The sequence below is a fragment of the Microbacterium sp. NPDC078428 genome, from assembly GCF_044542535.1.
Classification (GTDB): Bacteria; Actinomycetota; Actinomycetes; order Actinomycetales; family Microbacteriaceae; genus Microbacterium; species Microbacterium limosum.
Genome location: NZ_JBITUP010000006.1, coordinates 96,537 through 110,392 on the forward strand (window position 1 = coordinate 96,537; position 13,856 = coordinate 110,392).

The 13,856-nt window shown below is 70.2% G+C and carries 12 protein-coding genes; 3 read left to right on the forward strand and 9 right to left on the reverse strand.

Annotation, left to right across the window (positions count from 1 at the left end; genetic code table 11):
- Window positions 1-2: 2 nt before the first annotated feature.
- Window positions 3-794, reverse strand: a complete 792-nt coding sequence (locus tag ACIGCK_RS11850) for an alpha/beta fold hydrolase (RefSeq protein ID WP_396666329.1) — start codon at window positions 792-794, stop codon at window positions 3-5.
- Window positions 795-852: 58 nt separating this feature from the next.
- On the opposite strand from ACIGCK_RS11850, the gene ACIGCK_RS11855 reads away from it, so the two are divergent.
- Window positions 853-1,548 (forward strand): class I SAM-dependent methyltransferase, encoded by a 696-nt coding sequence (locus ACIGCK_RS11855; RefSeq protein ID WP_396666331.1) that lies wholly within the window; start codon window positions 853-855, stop codon window positions 1,546-1,548.
- Window positions 1,549-1,564: 16 nt separating this feature from the next.
- On the opposite strand, the gene ACIGCK_RS11860 is transcribed toward ACIGCK_RS11855, so the two are convergent.
- Together ACIGCK_RS11860 and ACIGCK_RS11865 are read right to left on the reverse strand one after the other, a co-directional pair.
- Window positions 1,565-2,821, reverse strand: coding sequence for an MFS transporter (locus tag ACIGCK_RS11860; RefSeq protein ID WP_330172063.1), 1,257 nt, complete (start codon window positions 2,819-2,821; stop codon window positions 1,565-1,567).
- 193 nt (window positions 2,822-3,014) lie between these two features.
- Complete coding sequence (locus tag ACIGCK_RS11865; protein WP_396666333.1) at window positions 3,015-3,410, reverse strand: TIGR03618 family F420-dependent PPOX class oxidoreductase; 396 nt, start codon at window positions 3,408-3,410, stop codon at window positions 3,015-3,017.
- 47 nt (window positions 3,411-3,457) lie between these two features.
- On the opposite strand from ACIGCK_RS11865, the gene ACIGCK_RS11870 reads away from it, so the two are divergent.
- Window positions 3,458-4,054, forward strand: a complete 597-nt coding sequence (locus ACIGCK_RS11870) for a DUF1349 domain-containing protein (RefSeq protein ID WP_396666334.1) — start codon at window positions 3,458-3,460, stop codon at window positions 4,052-4,054.
- Here ACIGCK_RS11870 and ACIGCK_RS11875 read toward each other — a convergent pair.
- The 6 genes from ACIGCK_RS11875 to ACIGCK_RS11900 all read right to left on the reverse strand — a co-directional run bounded on the left by ACIGCK_RS11875 (window position 4,048) and on the right by ACIGCK_RS11900 (window position 12,631).
- Window positions 4,048-5,334, reverse strand: coding sequence for a cation:proton antiporter (locus ACIGCK_RS11875; RefSeq protein ID WP_396666336.1), 1,287 nt, complete (start codon window positions 5,332-5,334; stop codon window positions 4,048-4,050). The two genes, ACIGCK_RS11870 and ACIGCK_RS11875, sit on opposite strands and share 7 nt — an antisense overlap.
- A 246-nt stretch (window positions 5,335-5,580) precedes the next feature.
- A complete protein-coding gene (locus ACIGCK_RS11880) occupies window positions 5,581-7,884 on the reverse strand; it encodes a hypothetical protein (RefSeq protein WP_396666337.1) in 2,304 nt (767 codons plus the stop codon).
- Between the two features lie 5 nt (window positions 7,885-7,889).
- On the reverse strand, window positions 7,890-9,482 hold the full coding sequence (locus ACIGCK_RS11885) for a glycoside hydrolase family 43 protein (RefSeq protein WP_396666339.1): 1,593 nt from the start codon (window positions 9,480-9,482) through the stop codon (window positions 7,890-7,892).
- Window positions 9,479-10,303: a carbohydrate ABC transporter permease gene (locus ACIGCK_RS11890; RefSeq protein ID WP_396666340.1), complete on the reverse strand. Its 825-nt coding sequence runs from the start codon at window positions 10,301-10,303 to the stop codon at window positions 9,479-9,481. Before ACIGCK_RS11890 ends, ACIGCK_RS11885 begins: the two co-directional genes overlap by 4 nt.
- Window positions 10,300-11,253: a carbohydrate ABC transporter permease gene (locus ACIGCK_RS11895; protein ID WP_396666341.1), complete on the reverse strand. Its 954-nt coding sequence runs from the start codon at window positions 11,251-11,253 to the stop codon at window positions 10,300-10,302. The genes ACIGCK_RS11890 and ACIGCK_RS11895 overlap by 4 nt, the downstream gene beginning before the upstream one ends.
- A 79-nt stretch (window positions 11,254-11,332) precedes the next feature.
- On the reverse strand, window positions 11,333-12,631 hold the full coding sequence (locus tag ACIGCK_RS11900) for an ABC transporter substrate-binding protein (RefSeq protein ID WP_396666343.1): 1,299 nt from the start codon (window positions 12,629-12,631) through the stop codon (window positions 11,333-11,335).
- 173 nt (window positions 12,632-12,804) lie between these two features.
- Between ACIGCK_RS11900 and ACIGCK_RS11905 the strand changes: the two genes are divergently transcribed.
- Window positions 12,805-13,848 carry a LacI family DNA-binding transcriptional regulator gene (locus ACIGCK_RS11905; protein WP_396666345.1) on the forward strand — a complete coding sequence of 348 codons (1,044 nt, stop codon included), beginning with the start codon at window positions 12,805-12,807 and terminating at the stop codon, window positions 13,846-13,848.
- Window positions 13,849-13,856: the final 8 nt, after the last annotated feature.

Genomic DNA, 13,856 nt, shown 5'->3' on the forward strand with positions numbered 1-13,856 from the left:
CCTCAGCGCCGGAAGAACTCCACCGCGGCACGGCGGAAGTCGCGCGAACCGGGGGTGTTGAAATGATGCCGGCCGGGGATCTCGACGAACTCCCCGCGGGGCGTCGCCTCGGCCAGCCCGCGTGAGCGATCGAGGATGGCGTCTTCGCTGCCCGTGGCGAAGAGGATGGGCTGCTGAGGGGGATCGGCGGGGTCGGGATCGGAGTCTCCCAGGCGCATCCCCTCGGCGAGCGCGACGAGCGCCCGCAGGTCGTTTCCGCTGACCCGCTCGGCGAGGGTGACGTAGTTGCGCGTCACCGGGTCGGTCACCTCGGTGCCGTCCTCGACGAACGCGCGGGCCTGGTCGAGCTTCAGCCGGCCGAGCGGCGTGCCGTCCGGGATGCCGCCCAGCACCGCGCTCGAGACGCGGAGCGCGGCGTCGACGGCCAGCTGCCACCCGACGCGGGCGCCGAGCGAGTAGCCGGCGTAGCGCGCTTCGTCGATGAGGTAGGTGTCGAGCACGACCTCGAGGTCGTCGATGAGGGCGGGCATCGAGTAGGCCGCGGGATCGTGGGGCTTCTCGCTGGCGCCGTGTCCCCGCTGGTCCACCCCGATCACCCGGGACCCCGCGCGAAGCAGCTCCCGCACCCACCCCGTGCTCACCCAGTTGTCGCGGCAGCTGGAGGAGAAGCCGTGCACCACCAGCACGGGTTCGTCCCCGTCATCCCCCCACGTGTAGGTCGCGATGCGCAGGCCGTCGCCCGACATCACGAACCGCGGGTCGGGCATTTCGGTCAGGAGGGGAGCGGCATCCATCCCCCCAGCATTGCGCATCGGTTTGCGGTGCGAGCGCGCACGGAGCCATGATCTCGGCATGGACGACAACGGCGACGAGAGACTCCCCGCCGAGGATCTCGACGCCACCGAGCGCGCGGCGGCCGACCCCGCGGCGCACTGGGAGCAGCGTTACGCCTCGCGCGGCTCCGTCTGGTCGGGGCGCGTCAATCGCACCCTGGTCGATGTCGCGGGGAACCTGTCCCCCGGATCGGCCCTGGATCTCGGGTGCGGCGAGGGCGCGGACGCGATCTGGCTCGCCGAGCGGGGCTGGTCCGTGACCGGGGTGGACCTCTCTCCGACGGCCGCGCGGCGCGCGACCGACGCGGCGCGGGCCGCGGGAATCGGGGAGGACCGGGCGCGATTCGTCGCCGCCGATCTGACCGGATGGAGCCCGGAGGGGAGCGTCGACCTCGTCGCCGCCACCTTCCTGCACTCCATGGTCGAGCTCCCGCGGGCGGCGATCCTCCGTCGTGCCGCGACATGGGTCGCGCCGGGCGGCCACCTGCTCGTCATCGCGCACGCCGCCGCGCCGCCCTGGGCGGCAGGTCTGCGCGAGCACGCCCACGAGTACCGGCAGGCGTTCCCGACCCCGGCGAGCGAGATCGCCGACCTCGGGCTGGATGAGCGCGCGTGGGTGGTGCGCATCGCCGAGATCCGCACCCGCGCGGCGGCCGGCCCCTCGGGCGAAGAGGCGGAGCTCGAAGACTCCGTCCTGCTCGTGCAGCGCCGCTGAGTCTCGGGAGCGCCGCTCAGCGCGGGCGGCGCGGCGGCTTGGGGCGGTCCAGGCCGATGTGGATGCGGGTGCGCTTGCGCTCCAGCGAGATGAAGAAACCCCCGACGAGCCACAGCGGCACCTGCGTCAGGAACGCGACGCGGAACGCCTCGAGCGAGTAGGTCTCCGGTGTCCCCGCTCCCTGCAGGTCGAGCGCGAGGCCGATGAGGAACACCGCGAGCAGGCCCGCGAGGAATCCCCCGGAGTTCGTGATGCCCGTGGCGGTGCTGAGGCGGTGGCTCGGGTTGTGCGTGCGCGCGTGGTCGAACGCGATCATCGATGCCGGGCCGCCCAGCGCCAGGGCGATGACCAGCGCGAACAGCAGCCACAGCGGCGCGGGGCCCGGCCACGCGATCACGCACAGCCAGGCGATCGCCTGCGCGGCGACCGTCGGCAGCACCAGCGCCCGCGAGCGCACATTCGGCAGCCGGCTGGAGAGCTGGCCCATGAACGGGCCGATGACGATGCTGACGAGCACGAGCGTGGACATGAGGGCCGCCGCCTCGGCCTGGTCCAGTCCCTCGCCGGCGGTGAGGAACGGCATCCCCCACAGCATGATGAACGCCGTGCCCGCGAACGGTGTCGTGAAGTGCGACCAGAACGCCAGCCGGGTCCCCGGGTGCGACCAGGCCGCGCGGATGCCGACGCGCGTGTCGACCGAGGAGGTCACCGTGGTGATCGCCCCCGTCGACGTGTCGACCGAGACATCCGCGGTGCGTTCGGGCGGGTGATTGCGGATGATCAGCGCCACGAGCACGGCGAACAGGATGCCGAGGCCCGCGACGCTGCCGAACGTGATCGACCAGCTCGTCGCGTGCAGGAGCGCCGCGAGCGGGATGATCGCGACGATCTGCCCCAGCTGTCCGAGGATGCCGGTCAGCTGCACCATGAGCGGGCCCCGCTGGGCCGGGAACCAGGTCGCGATCAGGCGGAGCACGCTGGGGAAGACCGCGGCGTCGCCCGCACCGAGGAGCAGGCGCGCGGCGATCGCGATGCCGACGTTGGGGGCGAACGCGATGGCGAGCTGGCCCGCCGCCATGAGCACCATGCCGATCGTCATGATCGGCCTGGCCCCGTAGCGGTCGAGCAGGAGGCCCACGGGGATCTGCATCGCGCCGTAGATGCCGAGTTGGAGGACCGCGAACATCGACAGCGTCGAGGCATCCGCCTGGAAGCGCTCCGCCGTGTCGATCCCGACCGCCGCGAGCGAGGTGCGGTTGGTCACCGCGAGCATGTAGGCCGCGACCCCGACGCCCCAGATGGTCCACGCCCGCCACGAAGGCGTGGCGAGTGCGGTGTGCGACACAGGGCTTCTTCGGTTCGGGGAGGGCTGTCCTCCCAGCCTAATCACGCCTCCGATGCGCGAAACACCACATCCGCGACGAGACACCAGCAGCCGCACGCCGTCTCGCCGCAGATGTGGTGTCTCACGCGGCGGGGTGCAGCAGCCCGGCGGAGGCCATCAGGCGCTCCGGGGTGAGCCGGATGACGACGCGCCGCGGATTGGCGCGAGGGGCCCGGTAACGCTCGGTGTAGAGCGCGACCGCGTGGGCCACGGCATCCGCGTCGCGCTCGATCACGGCGCGGCCCGCGATGCTCACCCACTGCGCGCCGGAGACCTGCGCGACCGTCGCGCGGGGGTCGCGCTCGATGTTGCGCACCTTCTGGGTGCCGTCGGAAGTGATGATGCGCACGACCCCGTCGCGGAAGGTGAAGCCGATGGCGACGGCGTGGATGAGGCCGTCGACGCCCATCGTCGAGAGCGTCGCGAGGTGACGGTCGGCGACGAAGCGCTCGCCGCCGGTCGAGAGATTGCGGGCCATGGCTTCGATTCTCGCGGCTGCACGGACCGGCATGGCACGATCGGGGGATGCCGGAGACAGCCATGCCGCGCCGCGTCGACTGGAGCGAGGGGGCGTGGACGCACGCGCCGGCCGCGACGGAGCCCCGCGGCGACTCGCTCGCCGTCGTCGCGGAGCCGGGGAGCGACGCCTGGCGGCGTACGGCGTACGGATTCGTGCACGATTCCGAGCACGCCCTCGTGCGGCCCCTCGAGGTCGGGCGAGCCGTGGAGGTCGTGTTCACGGCCGACTTCTCGGAGCAGTTCGATCAGGCCGGCGTCTTCGTGCGGGTCGACGCCGAGCGGTGGGTGAAGGCGGGGCTCGAGTTCGCCGACGGCGTGCTGGGAGCCGGCGCCGTCGTCACCGACGGCTGGTCGGACTGGTCGGTCGGCGCCGTTCCGGAGTGGCTCGGCAGACGGGTGCGGGTGCGGGTCAGCCGCGGGGCGGACGCCCTGACGGTGCGGGCGGGCCTCGACGCGGAGCCGCTGCGGCTGCTGCGCGTCGCGCCGTTCGATGCGGCCCACGCGGGATCCGCCGGTCCCTTCGTATGCGCACCCACCCGCGCGGGGCTCACCGTCGTGTTCGACGAGTGGACCGAGACCGACGCCGACGCGTCACTTCACTGACTCGCCCCGCTGGAGGACCGCAGGGACCCCGGCCTCCGGCGAGAGGTCGAGCCGCCGGCGGCGGCCGCGCCCTCGGAGCGCCGCGCGAGCCAGAGCCCCGCAGGCGTCGCCGTAAGACCGTGCAGCAGCACCGACAGGGCGATGGTCATGGTCACGGCGGGAAAGACGATGGGGTCCGCCGTCCTCTCGGCCGCGATGGACGCGTAGAACAGCGCGGAGACTCCGACGGGGCCGAACCAGGAGAGGAACGCGGACTCGGAGCGGGTGTGCAGGACGCGGTACACCGGCCGCGTCGCCCACACCCCGGCGATCCGTCGGCCGACGAGTGCGAGCAGCAGGACCACCGGCATCAGGGCGCCGAGTCCCGCCCACTCCTGCCACGGGAGGATGAGGCCGATCAGCGCGAACACCGGGAGCACCAGGACGCGGCCGAGCGCGTCCACCTCCGCTCCCAGGTCATGGCGCAGGTCGTCCGTTATGCGGTCGCTGAACACGGCGCCGGCGACGAAGACCGCCATGATGGCGTCGGTGTCCAGCAACCGGAAGACGCCGAAGATCGCGACGGCGAGCGCGATTCCATAGCCGAGGTACGACGACGACATCGTCCAGCCCCGAGCGGCGGCGCGATCCATGAGCAGGCCCGCACCCCACCCGATGACGAGCCCCCCTACGACGGGAACACCGACCTCCCACACCAGCACCTGGAGCGCCCAGTGACTCCACGCCTCCCCGGCCGGCCTGGTGAGCAGCAGGACGGGCAGCATGACGAAGAGGAAGGCCAGTCCGTCGTTGAGTCCGCTCTCCGACGACATGTTGAACCTCACCCGCTCCGGGATGCGGCTCTCGGCGAGCGGGCCCGTCACGATCGGCGTCGTCACGACGGGGTCGGTGGGCGTGATCGCGGCCGCGACGAGCAGCGCCGAGAGGACCGGTATCCCCAGCAGCACGAGGGCCCCCGTCGAGACGGCGAACATCACCAGCATCCCGAGGCCGATGCTCGCAAGCACCCACCGCCAGTTGGCGCGCCAGTAACCGGCGGGAAGGCGCAGGGCGACCCCGAGCAGCGACACCGTCAGCACGAGACGGCTGATCTCGGTCAGCACCGCGTACTCGTGGATGCCGAGGATGTCCGGTTCGATGAGCCCGATGACGGCGGGCCCGACCACCACGCCCGCGACCGTCGCCAGGACGAGGGGCGGAACCCCGATGCGCTCGAGCCGCAACGAGAATGCGGACAAGACGAAGGTCAGGGCTGCGAAGAACGTGATCGCTGCGTACATCGGCTCGCTCTCGTCGGTGCGTCGGCGGATGCCGCGGCGCCCTCCGCACCGCGGTTCAGGGCCGCAGCATCCCACCGTGCCAAGAGAAGACGGCCACGTCAGGGGCGTTGACGGACGCCCCTGCGATCGGTACGAGGCGCCTCTCGAGCCCCGCGCTCGCGACACCGGCGCGAGCCGACTCCGGACGAGCCGGAGCCGGCGGCCCCGACGAGGCGAGGCGCTCCCCGCCCCGACCTCCTCGGCGTCCTACCGCGCGGCCCCTGCGACCCGGCCGCGGATCTCGGCGAAGTCGAGCGTGCCGAACATGTCCCGGATCGTGTCCAGTCCGTAGCACGCGGCGGCGTTGACGAACCCGTTGCAGGTGTCGTTGTCGTCGCCCTTCACCTTGCCGACCGCTCCCGAGAAGGCCGTCTCGTCGGGGGCGCTCAGCCAGTACGAGGTCAGGTATCCCTCGCACTGGATGCCCGGGGCCGCGTACCCCAGCATCCGGTCCGGGGTCGATACGCCCTGCTGCATGCCCGTGAGGACGAGCTCGGCCACGTCGACGAGGTCGGCCTCGCCGCCGGCCGCGGCCACCGCGAGCAGGTCGCCGACGAACTCCAGGAACACGTCCTCGATGTACGAGCCGCCCGGGATCGCGTCGCAGACCGCCCACCCCGTCGTGCGGAAATCGGCCTCCGCGAGAAGCGTGCCCTCGGGGAAGGGCACGTCCCACAGGAACAGCCACGACGTCGCGACCTTCGCGGCGCGCACGGCGGCGGCGAGGTGCCTCTCGTCGCCGCCCAGGCGGTGGGCGGTGATCAGCGAGCGCATCGCGAACAGCACGCCCGTGGAGTCCATCTTGATCGACTTGAGCTGCGCGGTGTCGTTCAGACCCCCGCAGTACAGCACCTCGTCGACGTAGGTCGCGGCGATGTAGTCGGCCGCGCGCATCGCTGCGGCACGGAACTCCTCGCGACCGGTCAGCCGGTGGAGCGCTGCCAGGACCGGGATGGGGAAGATCGTTCCCGACCCCCGCTCGAGCGCACTCGCCCCGAACCACTCCACCGGCTCTGTGAGCGGCGCCCCCGACGGCGAATAGCCGCGGAACCACGAGCCGTCGGCCTGCTGCGTCGACAGGAGGAACTCTCCGAACCGCTCGCCGGCGCGCAACCACTCGTCCTGCGCGACACCGTGCCGCCGCTCCTCCTCGTATCCCAGGAGGACGGCGTAGACGGCCTCGCACATCGTGCGGGTGTAGTTGCCGGGCAGTTCCCGCAGGCGCGCAGCCACCGGGGCGAGCGCATCCACCATCTGCGTCCCGAGGTAGGCGCGCAGCTGGTCCTCGTCGTCGGAGTACTGGAAGGGCATCAGGATGCCGGTGAACCAGTGCACGAAGCGCTGCGTGTCGGTGTCGTAGAGTCCGTCCGCGAATCCGTTCTCGTGCTGGCAGTGGTTCACGAAGAAGTCGTTCACGCGTCGCGCCCTGTCCCGCCACAACGGGACGCCGTACCGGTGCCCGCGTCGCAGCGACGCGAGCGCGAGAAGCGACTGCGCCCCCGTGAATCCGTACTCCAGGAGCGATCCGAGCGTGCGTCCGTCGCGAGGTGAGAAGTGCGTGAGATACCCCGCCGGCATGCGGGCGTCCTCGTTCGCGTTCCACTCGCGGTAGTACTGCTGCGTCAGATCGAACCGCAACCGCTCGATCTCCTCCATCGGCAGCGGGACGGGGGTCGGCGCCGTCCCGAGCACCGCCCACTGCCGCCGCGACACCGACCAGATGGCGTCGGTGAGCTCGTCCGCGTCGATCGCCCGCAGCTCGTAGCCGACGGAACCGGTTCGTCCGGCGACCGCCGGGAGGTAGCCGGACCAGCCGCGTCCCGATGTGTCGAGGGCGAAGGTCCGCTCCTCGCGGAACGGATACCCGGCCCGGAGGACGACCCCGCCGGTCTCGACGGCGACGAGTCCCAGCGACCCGATGTCGGTCTCGCCGATCACGACGCCCGCGGTCAGCTGGTCGGGCGCGATGGCGCTGTCCTGCCCGGGGGCCTCCGTGCGCGCGAGGCTCAGTCCCATTCGTGCGGTGGGGAGATAGGCGAGCGCGGCGAGGTGTCCGTTGCGGTCGTCGCGGAACTCGTGGGTGTTCCCGCCGAGATAGTCGTCGACGCCGTCACCGTCGGTGTCGTTGCGTCCGTACACGTTGCCGGAGATGAAGAAGCGCCACTCGTCGCTGTCGGCATCCGAGCCCGAGGCGAACTCCAGATCCCACCGGACCCCGCCCGAGGTGCCCGCGCGGACGATCTCGTGGGTGCGCACGACGCCGCAGCCCGAGCCGTCCTCCTCCGGCATCCACCGGTCGGAGATCGACATCACTGTCCCGTCGGGCATCTGCACGGTGGCGTGCCCGACGATGCCTCGCCCCTCGGGGGCGACCCGGTCGTACCCGCGGTGCACCGAGACCCCGTCGCTGGTCTCCACGCGCACCGGCGTCACGGAGCGCGCCACCGGCGCGGCCTCGGTGCGCAGCACGACGCCGATGCCTTCGTCCGACGTCAACGTGTCCAGAATCATCGCACTCACTCTCCCGCCGGTCGCGGATCCGTCATGCCCGAGGCAGGATCCCGACCTTCATACTCGAACCAATCGAACGATGCGACACCCGTCGGCGATCCGGCCGACGCCGCGAACAGCCCGACGAACGCACCGGTGAAGCCTCCCGCGAACTCGGTGCTGAGGAAGCGCGCCTCCAGAGGCGTCTCCTCGGTCCTCGACCCGTCGGCGGCGGTCGCGGAGAAGATGTACTCGTCTCCGTCCCCGCGCACCTCGAGGACAACCGCCCCGAGCGGAACCTCCTGGAGCACGGTCTCGAGGTCGATGCGACCGATGACCTGCCGCAGCACCACCTCCGAGGCGTCGCCGGCCCGGCGCACGGCGAGGCTGAAGAAGTGCGACTCGTTCATCCACACGACGAGGCCTGCCTCGTCGCCCGCCCCGTCGGGACCGCTCTCGAGGAGCGCCCGGGAGACGAAGTAGTGGTGCTGCTGACGGCGCCCCACGAACGAGGGGAAGCGGTTGTCGCGCAACGGTGCCCCCGTGGGCAGGGTGAGCGACCCGGGGCGCGACAGCAGGACGTCGAGAGGAACGGGTCGGCGGAGGAACTGCCAGCTCGGGTGGAGCGTCTCCGCGTCGAAGTCGTCGCGCACCGGCGCGGGGCGAACCTCGTGCACGGGCAGGGACGGGCGGGGCGGCGCGACGGCGACCTCGCTCTGCTCTCCCACACGGGGCCAGCCGTCATCCGTCCAGCTCACGGGGGCGAGGAGCGTCTCGCGCCCCAGGACGTGGCGCGGCCACTGGCCCCGAGGCCGCACACCGAGGCAGACCATCCACCACTCGTCGTCGTCGAGCTCGATCAGGTCGGCGTGGCCCACCGCCTGCAACGGGCTGGCGATGCTGCCGTGGCTGACCATCGGACCGTACGGGGATGCCTCGAAGGGGCCCCAGGGAGACGTCGACCGTCCGACCGTCACGCGGTGCCCGTATTCCGTTCCCCCCTCGGAGATCACGAGGTAGTAGTGATCTCCGCGGCGGTAGAGGTGCGGTCCCTCGGGATAACGGCCGCCCGAGCCCTCCCACACGAATCGCGGCGGGGTCAGCACGCTCCCGGAGACCGGGTCGATCAGCGACTGCTGGATGCCGCGGCGGAACGGGGCCTGCACGAGATGCGGCCCGCTCGGGTCGGGCTCGACGTTGGAGGTGAAGTAAACGAGGTCGTCCTCGAAGAACAACGACGGGTCGATCCCGTTCTGATCGACCCACACCGGGTCCGACCAGGGACCGGCGGGATCGACGGCCGAGACGATGAAGTGGCCCCGCCCCGACACGTTGGTCGCGGTGACGTAGAACACGCCTCGGTGCCACCGGATCGTGGGCGCGAACACGCCGCCCGAGGCGGGTGCCTGGGAGAGATCCAGCTGCTCGGGCCGGTCGAGCACGTGACCGAGCGGCGTCCACGACACGAGGTCGCGGCTGTGGAACAGCGGGATGCCGGGGAAGTACTCGAACGAGCTGACGACGAGGTAGAAGTCGTCTCCCACCCGGCAGATGCTCGGGTCGGGGTGGAAGCCCGGGAGGACGGGGTTGGTGAAAGTGGCCGTCTGCGTGATGGTCATCCCTTCACCGCCCCCGCCATGAGCCCCTCGACGAGGTACCGCTGCAGGAAGAAGAACAGCACGAGCACCGGGACGACCGCGACGACGCCCGAGGCGAGCAGGGGACCCCATTCCACGGTGAGGTTGCCCATGTAGCCGGCGATGCCCAGCGGCAGCGTCTTGCTCGCGTCGGAGTTGACCAGCACGAGCGGGAAGAGGTACTCGTTCCACGAGAAGATGAAGGCGAACACGGCGATCGCGATGACCCCGGGGCGCGCCACCGGCAGCAGGAGGCTCCACAGCACCCGCATGCGGGACGCGCCGTCGATCCTTCCGGCCTCCAGCAGCTCGATCGGGATCTCGACGAAGAAGCTGCGCAGCATCCAGATGCAGAACGGGACCGTCAGCACCAGCTCGACGAGCACGAGACCCACCATGTTGTCGACCAGGCCCAGTCGACTGAGCAGCTGGTAGGCCGGCACGACCACCACGACACCGGGGAACATGTAGGTGAAGAGGATGAGGTTGCCCGCCGTACGGGAGAGCGGCGAGTCGAAGAAGGCCAGGCTGTACGCCCCCAGCACCGAGACGACGACGGTGAGGGCCGTCACGATCACGGCGACGAGGATGCTGTTGCCCACCCACGTGAGGATCGGCGACGTCGCGAACAGGTCGACGTAGCTGTCGAAGCTGAAGGCCGCGGGGAACAGGTCGCCCGTGAACAGCAGCGCCGGGTCGGTGATGGAGGAGATGAAGAGCCAGTAGAACGGGAACGCGACGTACAGGGTCGCGGCCACGAGCGCGACGGCCAGCGCGGCCCGCCGGAGGACAACCGACATCATGACTCCTTCCGGGTGCGGCGGATGTAGGCGAAGTAGATACCCGCGATGATCGCGATGGTGATGAGCATCAGCACCGCCCAGGCGCCGGCCTCGCCGACCTGGAGGCCCTTGAACGCGACCTCGTAGGTCTTCACGGGCAGGATCATGGTGCGCTCGGCCGGGCCGCCACGCGTCGACAGGTACACGAGGTCGAAGTTGTTGAAGTTGAACATCGTGAAGATCAGCGCGACGGTCAGCAGGATTCCCCGCAGGTGGGGAAGCGTGACCGTGAGGAAGGTGCGCACGCGCCCCGCTCCGTCCACCGCGACCGCCTCAATGAGCTCCTTCGGCACGCTCTGCAGCCCCGCGAGGAAGATGATCATCGTGAACGGCACGCCTCGCCAGACGTTGACGCCGATGACGGTCCACAGGGCGAGCGACTCGTCGGAGAACCATGCCGTGTCGCCCCAGGCCGGATTGATCGCGGCGAGCATGCCGTTGACGACCCCGTAGAGGTCGTTCAGCATCCACTTCCAGATGAGGGCGACCACCACGACGGGCGTGACCCACGGCAGCAGGAAGATCGCGCGCATGAAGCCGCGGCCGCGGAACCGGCGGTTCAGGAGCATCGCGAACAGCAGACCCAGCACGATCTGCAGGAGCACCGACGTGGCCGTCCACAGCAGGCTGCGTCCGAAGGTGTCCCAGAAGGACCCGTCCGTCAGCAGATCCGCGTAGTTCTCCAGGCCGACGAACTCGGCGACCGGCCGGATGAAGGAGCGGTCGGTGAAGCTGTCGGCCACGACCGAGAGGAGCGGCACGCCCATCAGAAGGACGATGACCGATGCCGCCGGAAGCAGCAGAAGGATGCTGAAGAGCATCTCGCGGCGCCGGGCCGGCGAGCGGCGGGGCTTCCCGAGCGACGGATCGCTGCGCCGGGAGCGCGCGATGACGGTGGAGGTGTGAGTCATGGAGGTTTCCATTCGTGAGGGGCGGGCCGCAGCCCGCCCCTCGTCGCTGCTAGCGGAACCGGTCAGTCGAGCGAACCGGTCAGTCGAGCGAAGCGCGCATCTCGTCGGCGACCTCGATCGCGGCCTCCTGGGCGCTCCGTCCCTGCTCGATCACGGCGGAAGCCGCCTGAGCGATCAGGTTCAGGCCTTCCCACTCACCGGCGTGCGGGTTCGGCAGACCGAAGAACCACGAGTAGGGGAGGGTGGTCTTGACCGCGTCGATCACCTCGGCCTGGGCGATCACCTTCTCGTTCGTCAGGTAGCTCTCGCTCTGCTGCACCTCGGTGAGCACGGGGATGGACTGCACGGGGTTCAGCAGCACGTAGGGCTCGTAGTTCTCCGGCTCGAGCATGAACGCGAGCAGGTCCTTCGTCTCCTCGGGGTGCTCCGACCCGGTGAAGGCGAACAGGCTCAGGCCTCCCATGAAGGCGCCTCCTTCGCCGTTCTCGGACGGCACCGGCACGGCGGCGAACTGCGACGCGACATCGGGGCCCGCGGCATCCAGCGCAGCCTGCATCCAGCTGCCGTAGATGAACATGCCGAGCTTGCCCGTCGTCATCGCCGCCTGCGCCTCGGGACGGTCGTACCCGCCCGATCCGGGAGGGGAGTACTGCGCCAGCGAGCTGTAGAACTCGATGGCCTCGACCGACGCGGGGTCGTCGAAGATGATCTCGTCGGGGTTGTCGCGGTCGACCACGTCGCCGCCGTTGGAGAGGATCAGGCTGTACAGGCTCTGCGAGGTGACCATGCTCGTGGAGGAGGGCACGAGGATGCCGTACTGGTCGTCGTGGGTGAGCGTCTCGGCGGCGTCGCGAAGCTCGTCCCAGGTGGTCGGGGGCGTGAGGCCCTCGCTCTCGAACATCGCCTTGTTGTACCAGAGGAGGACGGCGTTGTTCGTGTACGGAAGCGCGAAGTAGCTGCCGTCGGCCTTGCTCATCTCGACCAGGGAGTCGGCGGTGTCGGACCAGGCCTCTTCCCCGCCGATCTGCTCGACGACGTCATCCAGCGGCTCGAGCACGCCCTGCTCCTGGAACGAGGTCGCGAACGCGGCCGAGCCGATCGTCGCGTCGGGCGCGTTGCCCGACTGCAGCGCGGTCTGCCACTTCGTGAAGATGTCGGACCACGGGATGTTGACCAGGTTGACGGTGACGCCGGGGTTCTGCTCCTCGTACGCGTCGACCATCGACTGGAAGACGGCGATCGATGCGTCGTCGGTCTCCGGGTTCCAGATCTCCAGCTCGACACTCGAGGAATCGCCCGACCCGCTGGCGCATCCCGCGGTGAGCGCGCCCACGGCGACCGCGGCGAGAGCGAAGGAGTACATCCTTGTACGTGGCATCTGCATGCCCTTTCTGTTCTTTTGGCGCAAAATGCGTGTGTTCGGTCAACGAAATAGTTTCGAAATCTTTGACCTGGGCTTACGCTATCAAGCCGGAAAGTGTTGAGCAACTCCCTGTTGCGTCGGGCTGGATCCCAGCGGTAGGCTGACGAAACTATTTCGTTAGGAGACTCATGGCGGCGCGACCCACCCTCGCTGACATCGCCGCGCAGGCGGGTGTCTCCGTCGCGACCGCCTCGAAGGCCCTCAACGGGCGCTCGGACATCTCGGCCGAAACCCGGGATCGTGTGCTGAAGATCATCTCCGACACGGGGTACCAGAGTCCGGCGGAGCGGCGGGAGAGCCCGCAGCGCCCCGTCATCCTGGCCCTTCTGGCCGGCATCGACACGATGTACTCCGCGAGCGTGCTGCACGGGATCGTGGATGCCGCGGCCGCCCAGGGCGCGGAGACCGTGCTGCGGTTCACCGCGCCCTCGTCACCCGGTTCGTCGGCGGCCGATTCGGGCGACGAGCTGCCCGAGGGCTGTGCCGGCATCATCGCGGTGACGTTCGGCACGCGCGGGCTCCGCTCCCGGTACCTAGAGGCGGGCGTGCCGATCGCCGTGGTCGACCCGTCGGAGGCGCAGCACCCCGCGAAGTGGATGAACGTCGGCGCGACGAACTGGACGGGGGCGCGGTCGGCGACGGAGCACCTGCTGGGGCTCGGACACCGGCGGATCGGATGGATTGGCGGACCGGTGCATTCCGAACCCTCCATCGAGCGCCTTCACGGCTATCGGGCCGCTCTCCAATCGGCGGGGGTGCCACTCGATCCCGCCATCGAGCGGGTCACCGACTTCACGGTGGCGGGGGGCGAGACGGCGGCCCGGGAGCTGCTCGCGCTCGACGACCGGCCGACGGCGATCGTCGCCGCCAACGACGAACTGGCCATCGGTGTCCTCGACGCCGCGCGCGACCTCGCCCTCCATATCCCGCGGGATCTGTCGGTCACCGGCTTCGATGACACCCCCCAGGCGTCATGGTCGACGCCGAAGCTGACCTCGGTTCGTCAGCCGCTCGTCGACATGGGCCGGATGGCCGTGACGATGATCCTGGAGGCGCACGCGAACGGCACGGCCCGCTCGTCGTCACCGCATCTGCAGCTGGCGACGAGCCTCAAGGTGCGGGAGTCCACGGCCCCTCCCCTCTCCCGCGAGGCCCCCGCAGCGGCGGAATGACGCGGAAT

Coding starts and splice junctions, on each gene's coding strand:
- ACIGCK_RS11850 (WP_396666329.1), bottom strand. CDS start 794: ATGGATGCCGCTCCCCTCCTGACCGAAATGCCCGACCCGCGGTTCGTG.
- ACIGCK_RS11855 (WP_396666331.1), top strand. CDS start 853: ATGGACGACAACGGCGACGAGAGACTCCCCGCCGAGGATCTCGACGCC.
- ACIGCK_RS11860 (WP_330172063.1), bottom strand. CDS start 2,821: ATGCTCGCGGTGACCAACCGCACCTCGCTCGCGGCGGTCGGGATCGAC.
- ACIGCK_RS11865 (WP_396666333.1), bottom strand. CDS start 3,410: ATGGCCCGCAATCTCTCGACCGGCGGCGAGCGCTTCGTCGCCGACCGT.
- ACIGCK_RS11870 (WP_396666334.1), top strand. CDS start 3,458: ATGCCGGAGACAGCCATGCCGCGCCGCGTCGACTGGAGCGAGGGGGCG.
- ACIGCK_RS11875 (WP_396666336.1), bottom strand. CDS start 5,334: ATGTACGCAGCGATCACGTTCTTCGCAGCCCTGACCTTCGTCTTGTCC.
- ACIGCK_RS11880 (WP_396666337.1), bottom strand. CDS start 7,884: ATGATTCTGGACACGTTGACGTCGGACGAAGGCATCGGCGTCGTGCTG.
- ACIGCK_RS11885 (WP_396666339.1), bottom strand. CDS start 9,482: ATGACCATCACGCAGACGGCCACTTTCACCAACCCCGTCCTCCCGGGC.
- ACIGCK_RS11890 (WP_396666340.1), bottom strand. CDS start 10,303: ATGATGTCGGTTGTCCTCCGGCGGGCCGCGCTGGCCGTCGCGCTCGTG.
- ACIGCK_RS11895 (WP_396666341.1), bottom strand. CDS start 11,253: ATGACTCACACCTCCACCGTCATCGCGCGCTCCCGGCGCAGCGATCCG.
- ACIGCK_RS11900 (WP_396666343.1), bottom strand. CDS start 12,631: ATGCCACGTACAAGGATGTACTCCTTCGCTCTCGCCGCGGTCGCCGTG.
- ACIGCK_RS11905 (WP_396666345.1), top strand. CDS start 12,805: ATGGCGGCGCGACCCACCCTCGCTGACATCGCCGCGCAGGCGGGTGTC.